General features: G+C 73.9%; 10 protein-coding genes and 1 pseudogene. 2 read left to right on the top strand and 9 right to left on the bottom strand.

Going from position 1 to position 14,404, the window contains the following annotated elements:
• Nucleotides 1-62: 62 nt before the first annotated feature.
• The 3 genes from AB0B48_RS14315 to AB0B48_RS14305 are packed head-to-tail and all read right to left on the bottom strand — an operon-like array spanning nt 63 to nt 3,315.
• Nucleotides 63-1,571 carry an aminotransferase class V-fold PLP-dependent enzyme gene (locus AB0B48_RS14315; protein ID WP_357200781.1) on the bottom strand — a complete coding sequence of 503 codons (1,509 nt, stop codon included), beginning with the start codon at nt 1,569-1,571 and terminating at the stop codon, nt 63-65.
• Nucleotides 1,568-2,968: an MFS transporter gene (locus AB0B48_RS14310; RefSeq protein ID WP_357200778.1), complete on the bottom strand. Its 1,401-nt coding sequence runs from the start codon at nt 2,966-2,968 to the stop codon at nt 1,568-1,570. The genes AB0B48_RS14315 and AB0B48_RS14310 overlap by 4 nt, the downstream gene beginning before the upstream one ends.
• Before the next feature lie 32 nt (nt 2,969-3,000).
• The gene (locus AB0B48_RS14305; protein WP_357200775.1) at nt 3,001-3,315 is read right to left on the bottom strand and encodes an MGMT family protein; all 315 of its coding nucleotides are present in this window, start codon (nt 3,313-3,315) and stop codon (nt 3,001-3,003) included.
• Nucleotides 3,316-3,328: 13 nt separating this feature from the next.
• Between AB0B48_RS14305 and proB the strand changes: the two genes are divergently transcribed.
• Nucleotides 3,329-4,486 (top strand): glutamate 5-kinase, encoded by a 1,158-nt coding sequence (gene proB, locus AB0B48_RS14300; protein WP_357200772.1) that lies wholly within the window; start codon nt 3,329-3,331, stop codon nt 4,484-4,486.
• Nucleotides 4,487-4,512: 26 nt separating this feature from the next.
• Nucleotides 4,513-5,754 (top strand): glutamate-5-semialdehyde dehydrogenase, encoded by a 1,242-nt coding sequence (locus AB0B48_RS14295; protein WP_357200769.1) that lies wholly within the window; start codon nt 4,513-4,515, stop codon nt 5,752-5,754.
• 191 nt (nt 5,755-5,945) lie between these two features.
• Here AB0B48_RS14295 and AB0B48_RS14290 read toward each other — a convergent pair whose 3' ends face one another.
• The 6 genes and pseudogenes from AB0B48_RS14290 to AB0B48_RS14265 all read right to left on the bottom strand — a co-directional run bounded on the left by AB0B48_RS14290 (nt 5,946) and on the right by AB0B48_RS14265 (nt 13,280).
• The gene (locus AB0B48_RS14290; RefSeq protein WP_357200766.1) at nt 5,946-6,782 is read right to left on the bottom strand and encodes a prenyltransferase/squalene oxidase repeat-containing protein; all 837 of its coding nucleotides are present in this window, start codon (nt 6,780-6,782) and stop codon (nt 5,946-5,948) included.
• Between the two features lie 179 nt (nt 6,783-6,961).
• Nucleotides 6,962-8,210, bottom strand: a pseudogene (moeZ, locus tag AB0B48_RS14285) (adenylyltransferase/sulfurtransferase MoeZ).
• 56 nt (nt 8,211-8,266) lie between these two features.
• Nucleotides 8,267-9,088, bottom strand: coding sequence for a DUF3152 domain-containing protein (locus AB0B48_RS14280; protein WP_357200763.1), 822 nt, complete (start codon nt 9,086-9,088; stop codon nt 8,267-8,269).
• A 96-nt stretch (nt 9,089-9,184) separates the two neighbouring features.
• On the bottom strand, nt 9,185-10,054 hold the full coding sequence (locus tag AB0B48_RS14275) for a DUF3152 domain-containing protein (RefSeq protein WP_357200760.1): 870 nt from the start codon (nt 10,052-10,054) through the stop codon (nt 9,185-9,187).
• Between the two features lie 5 nt (nt 10,055-10,059).
• Nucleotides 10,060-11,034: an alpha/beta hydrolase gene (locus AB0B48_RS14270; RefSeq protein WP_357200757.1), complete on the bottom strand. Its 975-nt coding sequence runs from the start codon at nt 11,032-11,034 to the stop codon at nt 10,060-10,062.
• Nucleotides 11,035-11,057: 23 nt separating this feature from the next.
• Complete coding sequence (locus AB0B48_RS14265; RefSeq protein ID WP_357200784.1) at nt 11,058-13,280, bottom strand: hypothetical protein; 2,223 nt, start codon at nt 13,278-13,280, stop codon at nt 11,058-11,060.
• Between the last annotated feature and the right edge of the window lie 1,124 nt (nt 13,281-14,404).

Raw genomic sequence — 14,404 nt, 5'->3', positions numbered from 1 at the left:
CTCACTTCCCCCCGCGGCTCCGGGCCCGGCGTAACCTCTCCGCCGGCCCGGTAGCCGCACGGTCAGCTCGGCGCCCAACTGGGGCGTTGCAGCAGACTGACGAATTCCACGAGCAACCGCTCGCGCAGCGCCGATGGCGCGGCGTCGAGCAGTGTGTTCACCAGTGCCATCCGCTCCGGCAGCGGTCCCGCGTCCGACCCCTCCTCGCCACCCAGGCCCAGCCCGGCGGCCAGACCGATGATCAGGTCCGGGGTCAGCGCCTCGGGGGTCAGCGCGCCGACCAGTGCCGCCAGCTCGGCGGGCAGCCGCACCGGGCCGGCGGCCCTGGCTGCGGCCACCGCGGCGGTCAGGTCCGGCCCGAACTCGGCGACCCGGGGCGCGACAGCGGCGGTCACCGTGAGGTGCACGCTGGCGGGCAGGCCGTCGTACGACAGCTGGGGTTGGGTGTGCCAGCCCCGCGCGGTCAGCTCGTCGACCAGGACGAACAGGTCGGGGCCACCGTCGGTGGCGGTGAAGCAGACGACTGTCGACTCCGGCTCGGCCATCAGCCGCAGCCCGTCGACGGCGCGGACCGCGTCGGCCAGCCCGGCCACCGCGTCCCGGGTGAGGGCGGTCAGCCGCAGGTAACCCTCGTCGCCGAGGTGCCGCAACGTGGCGTACGCGGCGGCGATCGGGCCGCCCGAGCGGGTGGACGCGATCACCGGATTGATCATGGTGTAGCCGGGCCAGTCGGCGTACGCGAAGTACTGCGGGGCGCGCAGCGTGGCATCGCGGTGCAGCAGCACCGACACGCCCTTCGGCGCGTACGCGTACTTGTGCAGGTCGACCGAGATGGAGGTGACCCCGGGCACCGCGAAGTCGAACGGCGGCACCGGCTCCCCGAGCCGACGCAGGTACGGCAGGGTCCAGCCGCCGAAGCAGGCGTCCACGTGGCAGCGCACCCCGGCCTCGGCCGCGGCGGCCGCGATCTGCGTGACCGGGTCCACCACCCCGTGCGCGTACGACGGCGCGGAGCAGGCGACCAGCACCGTCTCCGGGCGGATCGCGGCGGCCATCGCGGCCGGGTCGGGACGCAGCGTCTCCGGGGAGACGGGCACGACGTCCAGCGCCACCCGCAGGTAGTGCGCCGCCTTGGCGAATGCCGCGTGTGCGCTCGACGGCACCACGATCCGGGGTTCGGAGATCTCCGGGTGGGCGTCCCGGGCGGTCTTGACGGCGAGGATCAGTGACTCGGTGCCGCCGCTGGTGACGCTGCCGACGACGTCCGGGGCGGTGGTGCCGGGGCCGGCGCCCAGCACCCGGCCGGCGGCGCCGACAAGCGCGTTCTCCATGGCCAGCAGGGACGGGAACGCGGTCGGGTCCAACCCGTTGACGTGCGCGCTCTCCCGGTGGGCGGCGGCGGCCAGCTCGTCCAGCCCTGGGACGGCCGGGTCGTAGACGTAGGCGAACAGCCGTCCCCCGTGGGTGGGCGCGTCACCCGCCCGCAGTTTGCGCACCTCTTCCAGAACCTCTTCCGCCGGAACCCCGGTGGCGGACAGTGCTCCGGCCTCAACCCTGCTCTCGTCGATCATGGGGTAACGGTGCCCTTCTCGTGGCGGTCAACGCTCTCGTCCCCCAGCACAACTCCATGATCGACCAGGTCGCTGTGGGCGGTGAGGGTGTACTGGCGGAGCAGGAGGATCGGCGGGGCGATCAGCAGGGCCGGGATCAGCGTGAAGCCGAGGAGGACGCCCAGCCTCGCCGTGTCGGACTGGGCCGCCGCCGAGCCGGTGTCGGAGGACACGTAGCCGGAGAGCTGGAGCACCAGTCCGTAGATGCCCGGGCCGAGCGCCAGGCCGAAGGTCTCACCGGCGGTCCACAGCCCGGTGAAGACGCCCGCCTGCCGTCGGCCGGTGCGCGCCGTCTCGTGCGCGATGCAGTCCGGCAACATCGCCAACGCGAAGACCTGCTGTCCGGCGTACCCCACGCCGATCAGCGCGACCAGGAGATAGATGGCGACCGCCGGCAGCACCGGCGCAGCGACCAGGGCGAAGGCCCCGACGGCAAGGATCAGCGAGGCGACCACCAGGGCGGTGCGCTTGCCCAGCCGGGCACCGATCCGGCTCCAGACCGGCATCACCAGCAGCGCCGGCCCGACGAAGCAGACGAAGAGCAGGGTCGGCCCGCTCTCCTCGTCGCGCAGGATCTGCCCCGCGAAGTAGTTGACCCCGGCCAGGATCGTCGCCACCCCGGCGGACTGCACCACGAAGCAGATCAGCAGTGCCCGGAACGGACGGTTGGCGCCGGCCACGGCGAGCTGGGCGCGCAGCGTCGGCTCGCTCTCGCCCACGGTGCCGGTCGGCGCGGACCGGGTGCCCAGGAACGCGCCGAGGGCGCCGAGGGCGATCAGCACCGCCACGAACAGGCCCATCCAGCGGTGCCCGGCCACGCCGTCACCACCGGCGCTGACCACCAGCGGCGCGACCGCGCCGGAGACCAGGATGGCCAGCGCCAGCACCGCGATCCGCCAGGTCATCAACCGGGTTCGCTCGGCGTAGTCGCCGGTCAGCTCCGCCGGCATCGCCACGTACGGCACCTGAAAGAAGGCGAACGCGGTGGCGGTGGCGAGGAAGGCGAACGCCACGTACGCCGCAGCGCCCGAGCCGTTACCGAACGGCGCGGCGAAGATCGACGCGAACAGGACGGCGAGCGCGAGGCCGGCGACGAGCAGGTACGGCCGGCGGGCGCCCCACCGCGACCGGGTGCGGTCGGAGATCCGCCCGGCGACCGGGTTGACCAGCACGTCCCAGGCCTTGGGCAACAGCACCAGCAGCGCGGCCAGCCCGGCGGCCACGCCCAGCGTGTCGGTCAGGTACGGCAGAAGCAGCAGACCGGGCACGGTGCCGAACGCTCCGGTCGCCAGGGAGCCGAGCGCGTAGCCGGCGTGCACCCGTCGAGGCAGCGAGCCGGGGCCCGGCGGCGTTTTCATGGGGCCGAACATTACTCACGTTCAGTCGGGGGTCACATCCCCTCATCGGGCGACCAGCCCGCCGCCGCGATGTCCACACCCTCGCCGCGCAGCGGCACCCCCTCGGCCCGCAGTCGGGACCGCGCCTCCCGCTCGTGCCCCGGCGGCAGTCGACCACTCGCGGTCACCACCCGATGCCAGGGCACCGAGCCCCCGTGCCGGGCCATGATGCTGCCGACCAACCGGGCCGAGGCGCGGCCCGAGCGCTCGGACAGCGCGTCCGCCACCGCGCCGTACGACATGACCCGGCCCTCCGGGATCCGCTCGACCAGGTCGAGAACCGCCTCGACGTACTCGTCTGGAGTCACAATCCGCCACGATATGGGAACGCCGCCGGGCGGTGCGGCGGTGACCACGCAGAATGGTCGGGTGCGAGACGCAGTCACGACGGCCCGGCGGGTCGTCGTCAAGATCGGATCCTCCTCGTTGACCACCGCCACCGGCGGGCTGGCCGACGAGCGCGTCGACACGCTGGTCGACACCCTCGGTCGACTCACCGCCGAGGGGCGCGAGGTGGTGCTGGTCTCCTCCGGCGCCATCGCCGCCGGGCTCGCCCCGCTCGGGCTGTCCCGACGCCCGCGCGACCTGGCCACCCAGCAGGCCGCCGCCAGCGTCGGGCAGGGGCTGCTGATCGGCCGGTACGCGGCCAGCTTCGCCCGGCACGGCCGCACCGTCGGGCAGGTGCTGCTCACCGTCGACGACGTGACCCGGCGAGCCCACTACCGCAACGCGTACCGGACGCTGCGCAAGCTGCTCGACCTGCGGGCGGTGCCGATCGTCAACGAGAACGACACGGTGGCCACCCAGGAGATCCGCTTCGGCGACAACGACCGGCTGGCCGCCCTGGTGGCCGCGCTGGTGCACGCCGACCTGCTGGTGCTCCTCTCCGACGTGGACGCGCTCTGGACCGGCGACCCCACCAACCCGCGCTCGACCCGGATCCCCGAGGTGCGCGACGACACGGACCTCGCCGGCATCACCATCGGCGGGACCGGCCGGTCCGGCGTCGGCACCGGTGGCATGGTGACAAAGGTCGAGGCCGCGCGGATCGCCACCGGCTTCGGCATCCCGGTGGTGCTCACCGCCGCCGACCTGGCCACGCCCGCGCTGGCCGGCGAACCGGTCGGCACGCTCTTCCACCCGCAGCGGCAACGCCCAACGGCCCGGTTGTTCTGGCTGGCCCACGCCACCTCACCCCGGGGCCGGCTGCACCTCGACCCGGGCGCGGTCGCCGCCGTCGTCGGGCGGCGCAAGTCGCTGCTCCCGGCCGGCATCACCGCCGTGGACGGCACGTTCACCGCCGGCGACCCGGTGGACCTGGTGGACACCGCGGGCGCGCCGGTCGCCCGAGGGTTGGTCAACTACGACGCGGTGGAGCTACCCGGGCTGCTCGGCCGCTCCACGTCCGAACTCGCCGCGGCGCTCGGCCCGGCGTACGAACGAGAGGTCGTCCACCGCGACGACCTGGTGCTGCTGTAAGCCAACTGCCAGCTGAGGAGTAGTCGATGAGCGTCGTCGAGCAGGCGAAGCGGGCGCGGGACGCCGCCGCCGACCTGGCCACTGCCACCCGTACCGTCAAGGACGCGGCGCTGGTGGCGATGGCCGACGCGCTCGTGGCGCGTACCCCGGAGATCCTGAGCGCGAACGAGACGGACCTGGCGGCCGGCCGTGAGGCCGGGCTGAGCGCGGCCGTGCTGGACCGGCTCGCGCTCGACGCGGGTCGGGTCGCCGGGATCGCCGACGCGCTGCGTGAGATGGCCGCGTTGCCCGACCCGGTCGGCGAGGTGGTCCGCGGGTCCACCCTGCCCAACGGCCTGGAGCTGCGCCAGATCCGGGTGCCGTTCGGGGTGGTCGGCATCATCTACGAGGCGCGGCCCAACGTGACTGTGGACGCCGCCGGGATCTGCCTCAAGTCCGGCAACGCGGCGCTGCTGCGCGGGTCGTCGTCGGCCGCGCACTCGAACGCCGCGCTGGTCGCGGTGCTGCGTGACGCCGTCGCCGGGGCCGGTCTGCCCGCCGACGCGGTGCAGTTGCTCGACGCCAGCTCCCGTGACTCGGTCAAGGAGCTGATGCGCGCCCGGGGTCTCGTCGACGTGCTCATCCCGCGCGGTGGCGCGTCGCTGATCCGCACAGTGGTCGAGGAGTCGACAGTGCCGGTGATCGAGACCGGGGTGGGCAACTGCCACGTCTACGTCGACGCCGCCGCCGACCTGGCGAAGGCCGTCGCGGTGACGCTGAACGCCAAGACGCAACGCCTGTCCACCTGCAACACGGCCGAGTCGCTGCTGGTGCACGCGAGCATCGCCGACGCGTTCCTGCCGCTGGTGCTGGCCGCGTTCGCCGAGGCGGGGGTGACAGTGCACGGCTCACCCGAGGTGGCCGCCCACTCCGCCGCAGTGGTCCCGGCCACCGAGGAGGACTACGCCACCGAGTACCTGTCCGCCGACATCTCGGTGGCGGTGGTGGACTCGCTGGACGCGGCGGTCGCGCACATCCGCCGCTTCGGCACCGGCCACACCGAGGCGATCGTCACCGACTCGGCGAGCGCGGCCCGTGACTTCGTCGCGCGGGTGGACGCGGCGGCGGTGATGGTGAACGCGTCGACCCGGTTCACCGACGGCGGCGAGTTCGGCTTCGGTGCGGAGATCGGCATCTCCACCCAGAAGCTGCACGCTCGCGGCCCGATGGGCCTGCCCGAGCTGACCAGCACCAAGTACGTCGTCACCGGCGACGGTCACGTGCGCTAAAGCCCCTACCCTCGCCCTCCCGCGCCCGCGCCGCCCGCCCTCTCCCGCGATCTTGCAGTTACTGTCCCGGCATAAGGGGCATTTATGCGCAAATCCGCGACAGAAACTGCAAGATCGCCGAGGTTGGAGGGCCGGGGCGGGGCCGGGGCGGGGCCATGGCCCGGCCGGGGCGGGGCCATGGCGCGGGCGGCTCAGCGGGGTGGCGCGGGGCGGGCCGCCCGGATCGCGGCCAGCGTGGCGTGCACGTCGAACTGGTGGCCGTCGTCGCTCTCCCAGCCGCCGTCGCTGCGCTGGGTCTCGGCCAGCCGACGCAGCGCCCGCACCATGATCCAGTCCTGTGGGTCGACGCCGGCGCGGCGCAACGTGGCCGCCAGCCACGCCACGTCCCCGGGGGACATCTTCGGCATCCGCTCGGCGAGCGCCACCTGGATCCGGGCGGACTCCTGGAACATCTCCTGCCGGTGCAGCACGGCCGCGCTCAGCCAGCCCGCCGCGAGGTACGACGGCCAGCTACCGTCCGGGCGCAGCCGCGCGGCGAGCGAGTGGGCCGCCGCCTGCACCACCCCGGCGTACGCCCCACCGACCCGGTGGTCGAGCGGACCCGACGCCCGGGCGTCCAGCCCGGCGACGGTGAGCCAGAAGCCGGCGTTGGCCGACACGAGGAACCCGGCCTCCGGGTCGCCGGGACGGGCCCACTCCGGCGCCGAGTCGGCCAGCGACGCGTCCTCTTCCCAACCGCCGTCGGCCTGCTGCCGGGACGCCAGCCAGTCCAGTGCGCGGCGGGCGGCGGGACGGCCGAGCGCCCCCAGGTCGTCAAGCTCGACGAGCCGGAAGCAGGTGGCGTCGATCGAGGCGACCTCGCCACCCCAGGTGGCCGGCCAACCGCCGTCCGGTGACTGGCCCACCTCGGCCGTCTCCAGCAACTCGGCGGGCACGGCGGTGCCGTTGCGGAGCCAGGAGAGGCGGGCGCGTTCCACCGCATCCCCGTGCGCCACGACGAACCCGATCGCGGCTTCCAAGTCGACCACGGCGGAGACGCTACCTGCGCAGACGCGATGCCGCCTCGGAGAATCGGCCAGCCCGGGATGGCTGCGTCGCTCCGGCCGGACGGCCGCTCGGCGTCATCTGCGTCGATTTGCCGGGGCGGTCGCGCGGGCCGCCCCGGCGCGGCGGCGTGGCCGCGCCAGGGCCGCCCCGGCTCGATCGGTCAGTACGCGGGCAGCGACGGGTCGATCTGCTTGATCCAGGAGAGCACGCCGCCCTGCACGTGCACGGCGTCCTTGAAACCGGCTGCCTTGAGCGCGGCGAGCGCCTCCGCCGAGCGGACGCCCGACTTGCAGTGCAGCACGATCTGGCGGTCCTGTGGCAGCTTCGCGAGGGCCTCACCGGAGATGATGTCGCCCTTGGGGATCAGGGTGGCGCCGGGGATCTGGACGATCTCGTACTCGGCCGGCTCGCGTACGTCGACGAGGAAGATGTCCTTGCCGGCGTCCTGCCACTCCTTGAGCTCCAGTGCGGTGATGGTCGAGTCGAGCGTCGCCTCCTGGGCCTCCTCGGAGACCGCGCCGCAGAAGTCCTCGTAGTCTTCGAGCAGGTCGGTGACCGTCGGGTTGTCGCCGCAGAGCGCGCAGTTCGGGTCCTTGCGGACCTTGATCTTGCGGTATTCCATCTCCAGGGCGTCGTAGACCATCAGGCGGCCGACCAGCGGCTCACCGATGCCGGTGAGCAGCTTGATCGCCTCGTTCACCTGGATCGAACCGATCGATGCGCAGAGCACGCCGAGCACGCCGCCCTCGGCGCAGGAGGGAACCATGCCGGGCGGCGGCGGCTCCGGGTAGAGGCAGCGGTAGCAGGGGCCGTGCTCGGCCCAGAACACCGACGCCTGGCCGTCGAAGCGGTAGATCGAGCCCCAGACGTACGGCTTACCCAGCAGCACCGCCGCGTCGTTCACCATGTAGCGGGTGGCGAAGTTGTCGGTGCCGTCGACGATCAGGTCGTACTGGGCGAAGATCTCGCGGACGTTCTCGCGGTCCAGCGCGGTGTTGTGGATCTCCACCTTGACCAGGGGGTTGATCTCGCGGATCGACGCGGCGGCCGACTCGGCCTTGGACCGGCCGATGTCGGAGACGCCGTGGATGACCTGGCGCTGGAGGTTCGACTCGTCGACGGTGTCGAAGTCGATGATGCCGAGCGTGCCGACCCCGGCCGCGGCGAGGTACAACAGGGCGGGCGACCCGAGGCCACCGGCGCCGACACAGAGCACCCGGGCGTTCTTCAGCCGCTTCTGGCCGGTCACCCCGACGTCCGGGATGATCAAATGGCGTGAGTAGCGGCGGATCTCGTCTACGGTCAGCTCGGCGGCGGGCTCGACGAGCGGGGGCAACGACACGGTGGACTCCCCGGGATCGGCGGTGTGAACCGCGCCATTGTTGCTCGCGGGAGCCCTCCTCGGCCATGAGGGACGACACGTGGTCCGGTATGCGGGAGCGGGAATAACCGACGACCCGGCGGATCAGGGGACGATGTCCCCCGCGTAGCGACGACCGTCGAGGTACGGCCAGGCGTTGGCGACGCAGCCCTGCAGCCCGTACGTCTGCTGCTGCATCACCGGGGCGGGCTCCCCCGGGCCCGGACACGCCTCGTGCTCCTTGCCGAACTCGTGGCCCACCTCGTGGTTGATGACGTAGGTCCGGTAGGTGTCCAGCGGGGCGCCGTAGTCGGGGACCGCCTCCATCCAGCGGGCCAGGTTGATGATGACCTGACCGGGCAGGCGACAGGAGGTGTAGCGCTCGGTGGTCAACCCGCCCTCGGCGCACATCCGCTCGGACGTGACCGGGGTGGCCAGGTAGATGGTGAAGTCGGCGGCCCCGGCGTCGGCCACCCGTTGCACCCGCAGTTCCTCGGACGCGATCCAACTGCGCGGGTCGGTCAGCACCTCGTCAACTCGGGAGGCGAACACGTCGGCGTCCTGGCCGGCGCCGCGTTCCACGACGACCCGGTATCGGTGCAGCGGCCCGTCCGTGCCGTACACCGGTGTCTCGCCGTCGGCTGCCGTGAAGCGTCCCGCTCCGACCGACGGATAGCCGGTGGGCGCCGGGTGCGCGGCCGCCCCACCTCCGTGGCCCATTCCGCCCTGCGTGGTGGCCGGAGGCTCGACCGACGGTTCGCCGCCCCGGCTCACAGTCACCCCGATGGCGCCTGCGAGCACGAGGAGACCGAGCAGCATGCTGCGACGACGACGCCGGTGCATCCGGACGAACGCGGGACGCGCATCCCGCAACGCCGAGCTGGGCTCGGGCGGCCGGGGCGGGCCGTAAGGGGACGACGGCGTCATAGGATCAAGCCTGCCAGATTATTCGGGCATTTCTCCGTTTTCGCCGCTATTGCCGCAAGACGCCTGATGGAGGGGTCAATGGTCGGCGTGTCGTACTCAGAGGGCGGGGCCCGTGTACCGACGCCCGTTCAGGTATGGCCAGGGGTTGACCCGGCAGCCGTCGAGGAACAGCGTCTGCTGCATCATCACCGGAGCCTGCCGGCCCTTGCCGGGGCAGCGCTCGTGCCGATGCCCGAGCTGGTGACCCACCTCGTGGTTGACCACGTACGTCCGGTAGACCGTCAACGGCACGCCGGCCGAGACGAAATGCGGCACTGACAACCGCCACCGATCCAGGTTGATGATCACCTGGCCGGGCGCCCGGCAGGACGTGTACGGGCGGCCGCCGATCCGGATGTCGACCCCACCCTTCGCGCACATCCGACCCGCGGTGCGGGCGGTGGCCAGGTAGACGGTGAAGTCCCGAGGCCCAGCCCCCGGCACCTGCTGGAGCCGCAACCTGCCGCTGTCGACCCAACTGCCCGGCCCGGCCAGCGCCGCCTCCACCGCCTCGGCGAACTCTGTGACGTCCTCCGCACTGCCCGACTCCACAGCGACCCGGTAACGCCGCAGCTCACCCGCCCGACCCAGCACCGGGCCGGAACGGGCGTCGTAGCCGAACCCGCCCGTGCCGGCGCTCGGAACCGCGCCCGGCACCCGCAACACCGGGGGCGGGCTCGGCGTGACCGGGGGCGGGCTCGGCGTGACCGCGCCGGAGGGCGAAGGGGCGGGCGGCAGCGGCCCGGCCACCAGCGGCGGCGGCGCGCTAATCTCCTCGGCGGCCAACCGCTCAGCGCCCGGATGTCCACCCGGCCCTTCAGCGATCACGGTCACCGCCGCGCCGACGGCCACCACCACCGCCACCAGTTGGGCGACCAGCGCGAAACGTCGCCGACGGCGAGCAGAATGGCGCGCTGAGCTGAGCATCCAGGTCAGCCTGCCAGATCAGACCGCCCCGCGGCGTCCCCCGTTTCGGTGAGCAGGCCGACCACCGCGCGGGCGACCAGCCGGGGAACCTCCAACTGCGCCACATGGCCGACGCCCTCGAGCATCATCAATCGGCTGTCCGGAATGAGCCGGGCGGTCTGCGGCCCGACCCGCACGTCGACCAGACGGTCCTGCAGACCACCCACCACAAGGGTCGGTGCGCGTACCGCCTCGGCCAGGCGCCACAGCGACCCCGGCCCCCGCAGGTACGCCCGCAGGAAGCTGGAGACCAGCCCACGGAACGTCCGGACGTACGCGGCGGCGTAGTGCTCAGCCTCGTACCGCACCCGGATCTCCTCCAGCGCCTCTGCCCGGCGCTGATCGCAGATCCGGCTGAGGTCGGCGACGCACGCCTCCAGCACCTGCTGGGCCATCACCTCGGGGGCAAGCTGGGTGAGATGCCGGGCGACCAGCCGCTCACCTCGGGGAATGGCGAGCACCGGCAGCATCCGCCCCTGCAACGAGCGCCGGAAATCCAGGAACGGCAGCGCCGGGGAGATCAGGGTGAGGGTGCGGACCAGATCCGGCCGGAGCGCGGCGACCTGGACCGCGACCGCGCCGCCCAGCGAATTGCCGAACAGGTGCACCGGCCCTCGACCGGTTTGCTCGATCCAGCGGACGACCAGATTCGCGAAGGCCGGAATCGTGTAGCTCGGGCCCGGCTCGCTCCGGCCGAAGCCGGGCAGGTCGATGGCCTGACCGTCCAGCCGGTCGGCGAGCAGACCGGCCAGGTCGGTCCAGTTCTGCGACGACCCGCCCAACCCGTGCACGTACAACGCCGGCTCCGCCCCGGCAGCGGTGGCGGGGGTGTCCCGGACGTACGTGACCCGGCCGTCGAGGCGGACCTCCCGGCCCGGCCATGGCGGCGGAACGCGGTCGTCGGGGAGCAGGTGGTCCGGCCAGAGGGTGGCGCGTCTCATTGCTCCAGTCTGCCTCGAACCACTCAGGACAGCAGCGCCTCAAGCCGACGGTTGACCGCCGCCAGCGTCGCCCGGACCACCGCCTGACGCGGATCACCCGCGACCAGGGCCGACCCGGCGAGCTGCTCGACCCAGCCCTCACAGACCAGCAGCGCCACAACGGTGGCCACCTCGCAATTGCCGAAGGGCACCACAGCGGCGTGCTCGACGAAACAGCGCCCCCGCTCGGCGTTCTCGGCACCGCGCAGCAACTCGTCCACAGCGGCCGCCGCCGCCACCGCGCAGAGCCGCAACACGTAGCCGTCCACCGCCGGCCCGGTGGCGTACCCGGAGGCGCTGTCGCCCCCGGCCAGCAGCCGGACCTCCACGTTCGCGTCCAGGCCGAAGGTGCTGACCTGCACGTGGTCGATCACCACCCGGGGCCCCGGCGTACCGCCGGTCTCCAGCGGTCGCGACGGCGCCGACTCCGTCGTGGTCACCTGACCACCGGAGTACGACGTGCCCAGCGTCGCCGGGCTACCGGTCGCGGCGCCGGCCGGCGCGGACGAGACCGACCCTGGTTCCTCCACCGTGGCGCGCCCCCGGTGCGGAGCGTTCGACCGGCGGCGGCGCGTCGGGTCCGTGCCGGTCCGCTGCTCCGGCCCGGCCGGCAGGGACTCGACCCGACCGCTTGACGGGCGGGCGACCGTCGGCGGCTCGGCCGACCGAACCTCGCCGGGATCGCGCGAAGCCGCGTTTCGAGTCTCCGGGGTACGCCGCTCGGCGGGCTCGGCCGCGCGACGGCGAACCGGTGGTGGTGGCGTGCTGGGCAGGCCGGGCACGTTCTGCGGGGCCGCGGCCAACCCCATCCGCTCCTGGAGCAGCCGGGCCACCTGCCGGCTCACCTCGGCCGGGTCGGCACCGTCGGCCAGGTCCAGTCGCAGACTGTGCGCCCCCGCCGGAGTGCGGCGCAGGGCCGCGTCGCGGACACCGGCCACCTCCCGGACGGCGTCCAGGATCGCGTTGACATCGAACCCCTCGGGGCGCTCGCGCAGCGGGGCTGGCTCGTCGTCCCGGCGCAGGTGAGTGGCGATGCGGGCGAGTTCCGGAGTTTCGGCGGGTGGCTCCACGGCTGGCGGCTCCGGCACGACGGGCACGTCTGGTTCCGCGGGGACGCGCTGCGGCAGCACCACCGCGCTCGCAGCCGACTGCCGGCCATCGTCGGCCGGGGACGTCGGGTCGGGAGCGGATCGGCGCGCCGCGTAGGCGGAGGCGGAGGCGGACGTCGGTGCGGACTGATCGCGGCGGCCGGAACCCTTGGGGTTGGTTGGCGGAACCGCTGCGGTGGAGGGCAGGGTGGCGTCAGTCGATGGCGAGCCGTTCACCGGCGCGGCCGGTGTGGGCGGCTCGACGGGCGACGGGCCGGGCTCGGGTGTCGCCGGCCGGAGCCGGAACGGCCCGGTCGGTCGGACGTCGGGCCGGGACCGGCCAGGCGTCTCGCCTCCGTCGCCCCCACCGGTGCTGGCCGACCGGCTGGCCGGCCACGACGGGCGCTCGACCGGGGTGGCCGGGAGCCGGCCCTCGGACCAGTCCGGCCGCTCGGCCCCGGAACTGCTCGCCGTCGGCGAACCGCTGGTCCAGGACGAGCGCTCCGCCACCAGCGACGGGCCTGCCGGAGCCGGTGGCGCGTCGGTCAGCGTGGGAGGTGGCCCGGCTGGAGCCGGAGGCGGTCCGGCGGGTGCCGAAGGTGTCGCCTCGGCCGGTACGGGCGGGTCGGCCGATGCGGGGCTGGAGGCCCAGGAGGGTCGCGTCGGCGGGGAACTGGCCGGTGCCGGATCGGCGCCGCCGGCCCAGGACGGTCGCGTCGCCGCCGCGCCGGTGGCGGGCGGTTCGGAACCGCCGGCCCAGGACGGGCGTACCGGCGGCACACTGGTCGCCGCCTCGGACCCGCCGGCCCAGGACGGCCGTACCGGCGGCAGGCTGGTCGGCGTCGGATCGGACCCCCCGGCCCAGGAGGGCCGCGCGGGCGATGCGTTGGTGGGGTCGGGATCGGCCCCGCCAGCCCAGGACGGTCGGTCGGACCGGGGTCCGCCGGTCGCCCCGGAACCCGCCCAGGACGGCCGGTCAGCCGGCGGACCACTGGTCGGCGTCGGCGTCGCGCCACCCGCCCACGACGGACGGTCAGCCGGCGGACCACTGGTCGGTTCGGCGGGACGTTCCGGGGTGGACGCGGATTCGACCCGGCCGGGTTCGTACGGACGGGGCACCTCGGCGCGCACCGGCTCGTACGGACGGGGCACCTCGGCGCGCACCGGCTCGTACGGCTGGTGGGGTTCGCCGACCCAGTCCGGCGCCGACTCGTCCCGTGCAGCCGGGCCAGTCGGCTCGTCGTCCTGGCGGGACCAGGGCGGGGCCCATCCGCCACCCCAGCTCGGGCGGTTCCAGCTCGGCCCCGACCAGTCGGGCTCGGTGGCCGACGACTCCCCGGCCCGGTGCGTTTCGCCGGGACGCTGCGCGTCCCCTGTGCGATGCGCCTCGCTGGCGCGATGCGTGTCTGCCGGGCGGGAACCCTCGGAAGCGCGACCGGGCTCGCCCTCGTCGGCGGAGGCGGCCGGCCCCGGGTTGCGTCCCGAGGTGGCTGCGGGCTCGGGTGCGAGCGGGTCCCGCCAGTCGCGTGGGGCGGTCGGACTCTCGTCGGCGGCCAGCCGCTCGGCGATCGGCGCGTGGAAACCGGGTGGAACCTCGAAACCCGACGCCGCGGTGCCGACGGGTGGCACCTGGACGGCCGGCGGGGCCGAGGTGGGTAAGCCGGGCTCGGCCCAGCGGGCACGGTGCGCGGCAGCCGGATCGGCGCTGGAGTGTGGGGCGGGGCCCGGGTCGGACTCGACGGCACCCTGCTCCGCTGGCGGTGCGGGACGTTGGGCGGGCACCACGAGCCGGTCGCCGGCCGCCCCGAGGCGACCCTCCTCGGGCAGCCCGGGCGGTGCGCTCACCGGCGTGGGGCGCCCCGAGGGCGGTTCGAGACCGGGGTGGTGGACGCCGTTGACGTCGTCCGGGTGGTGCACGCCGTTGACCTGGTGGCCGTTGGTGCGGGCCGGCGACTCCGGCTCGCCCGACCGCCCCACCAGCGGCGATGGCAGGTCACCGTGCCGTGTCGAGGAGGTCCGCCAGCCCGACGCGGGGTCGGGCTGCCAGCGCGGCGCCTCATCCCGGGCGTCCTCGTGGTCGGCGGCTCGGGGCCACCCACCCGCCTGAGGCGCCCACCCACTGACGGAACGGCTCGGGTCGTCGTGCTGACCCGCTCCGTCACCGTGATCTCCCGGGGTGGCGGCTCCGGGTTGCCCTGTTTCACTCACCGCGCGCTCCTTGGTCGCCCCCGCTGAGGCTACCG

The organism is Micromonospora sp. NPDC049089, assembly GCF_040648775.1.
GTDB lineage: Bacteria > Actinomycetota > Actinomycetes > Mycobacteriales > Micromonosporaceae > Micromonospora.
Note: the sequence above shows the minus strand (reverse complement) of the source record. Positions and strands in the feature narration are given on the sequence as shown.

Bases quoted from the DNA above. Each gene is read 5' to 3' on its own strand.
- AB0B48_RS14295 (WP_357200769.1), top strand. From the start codon at position 4,513: ATGAGCGTCGTCGAGCAGGCGAAGCGGGCGCGGGACGCCGCCGCCGAC.
- AB0B48_RS14275 (WP_357200760.1), bottom strand. From the start codon at position 10,054: ATGCTCAGCTCAGCGCGCCATTCTGCTCGCCGTCGGCGACGTTTCGCG.
- proB (WP_357200772.1), top strand. From the start codon at position 3,329: ATGGGAACGCCGCCGGGCGGTGCGGCGGTGACCACGCAGAATGGTCGG.
- AB0B48_RS14310 (WP_357200778.1), bottom strand. From the start codon at position 2,968: ATGAAAACGCCGCCGGGCCCCGGCTCGCTGCCTCGACGGGTGCACGCC.
- AB0B48_RS14270 (WP_357200757.1), bottom strand. From the start codon at position 11,034: ATGAGACGCGCCACCCTCTGGCCGGACCACCTGCTCCCCGACGACCGC.
- AB0B48_RS14280 (WP_357200763.1), bottom strand. From the start codon at position 9,088: ATGACGCCGTCGTCCCCTTACGGCCCGCCCCGGCCGCCCGAGCCCAGC.
- AB0B48_RS14315 (WP_357200781.1), bottom strand. From the start codon at position 1,571: ATGATCGACGAGAGCAGGGTTGAGGCCGGAGCACTGTCCGCCACCGGG.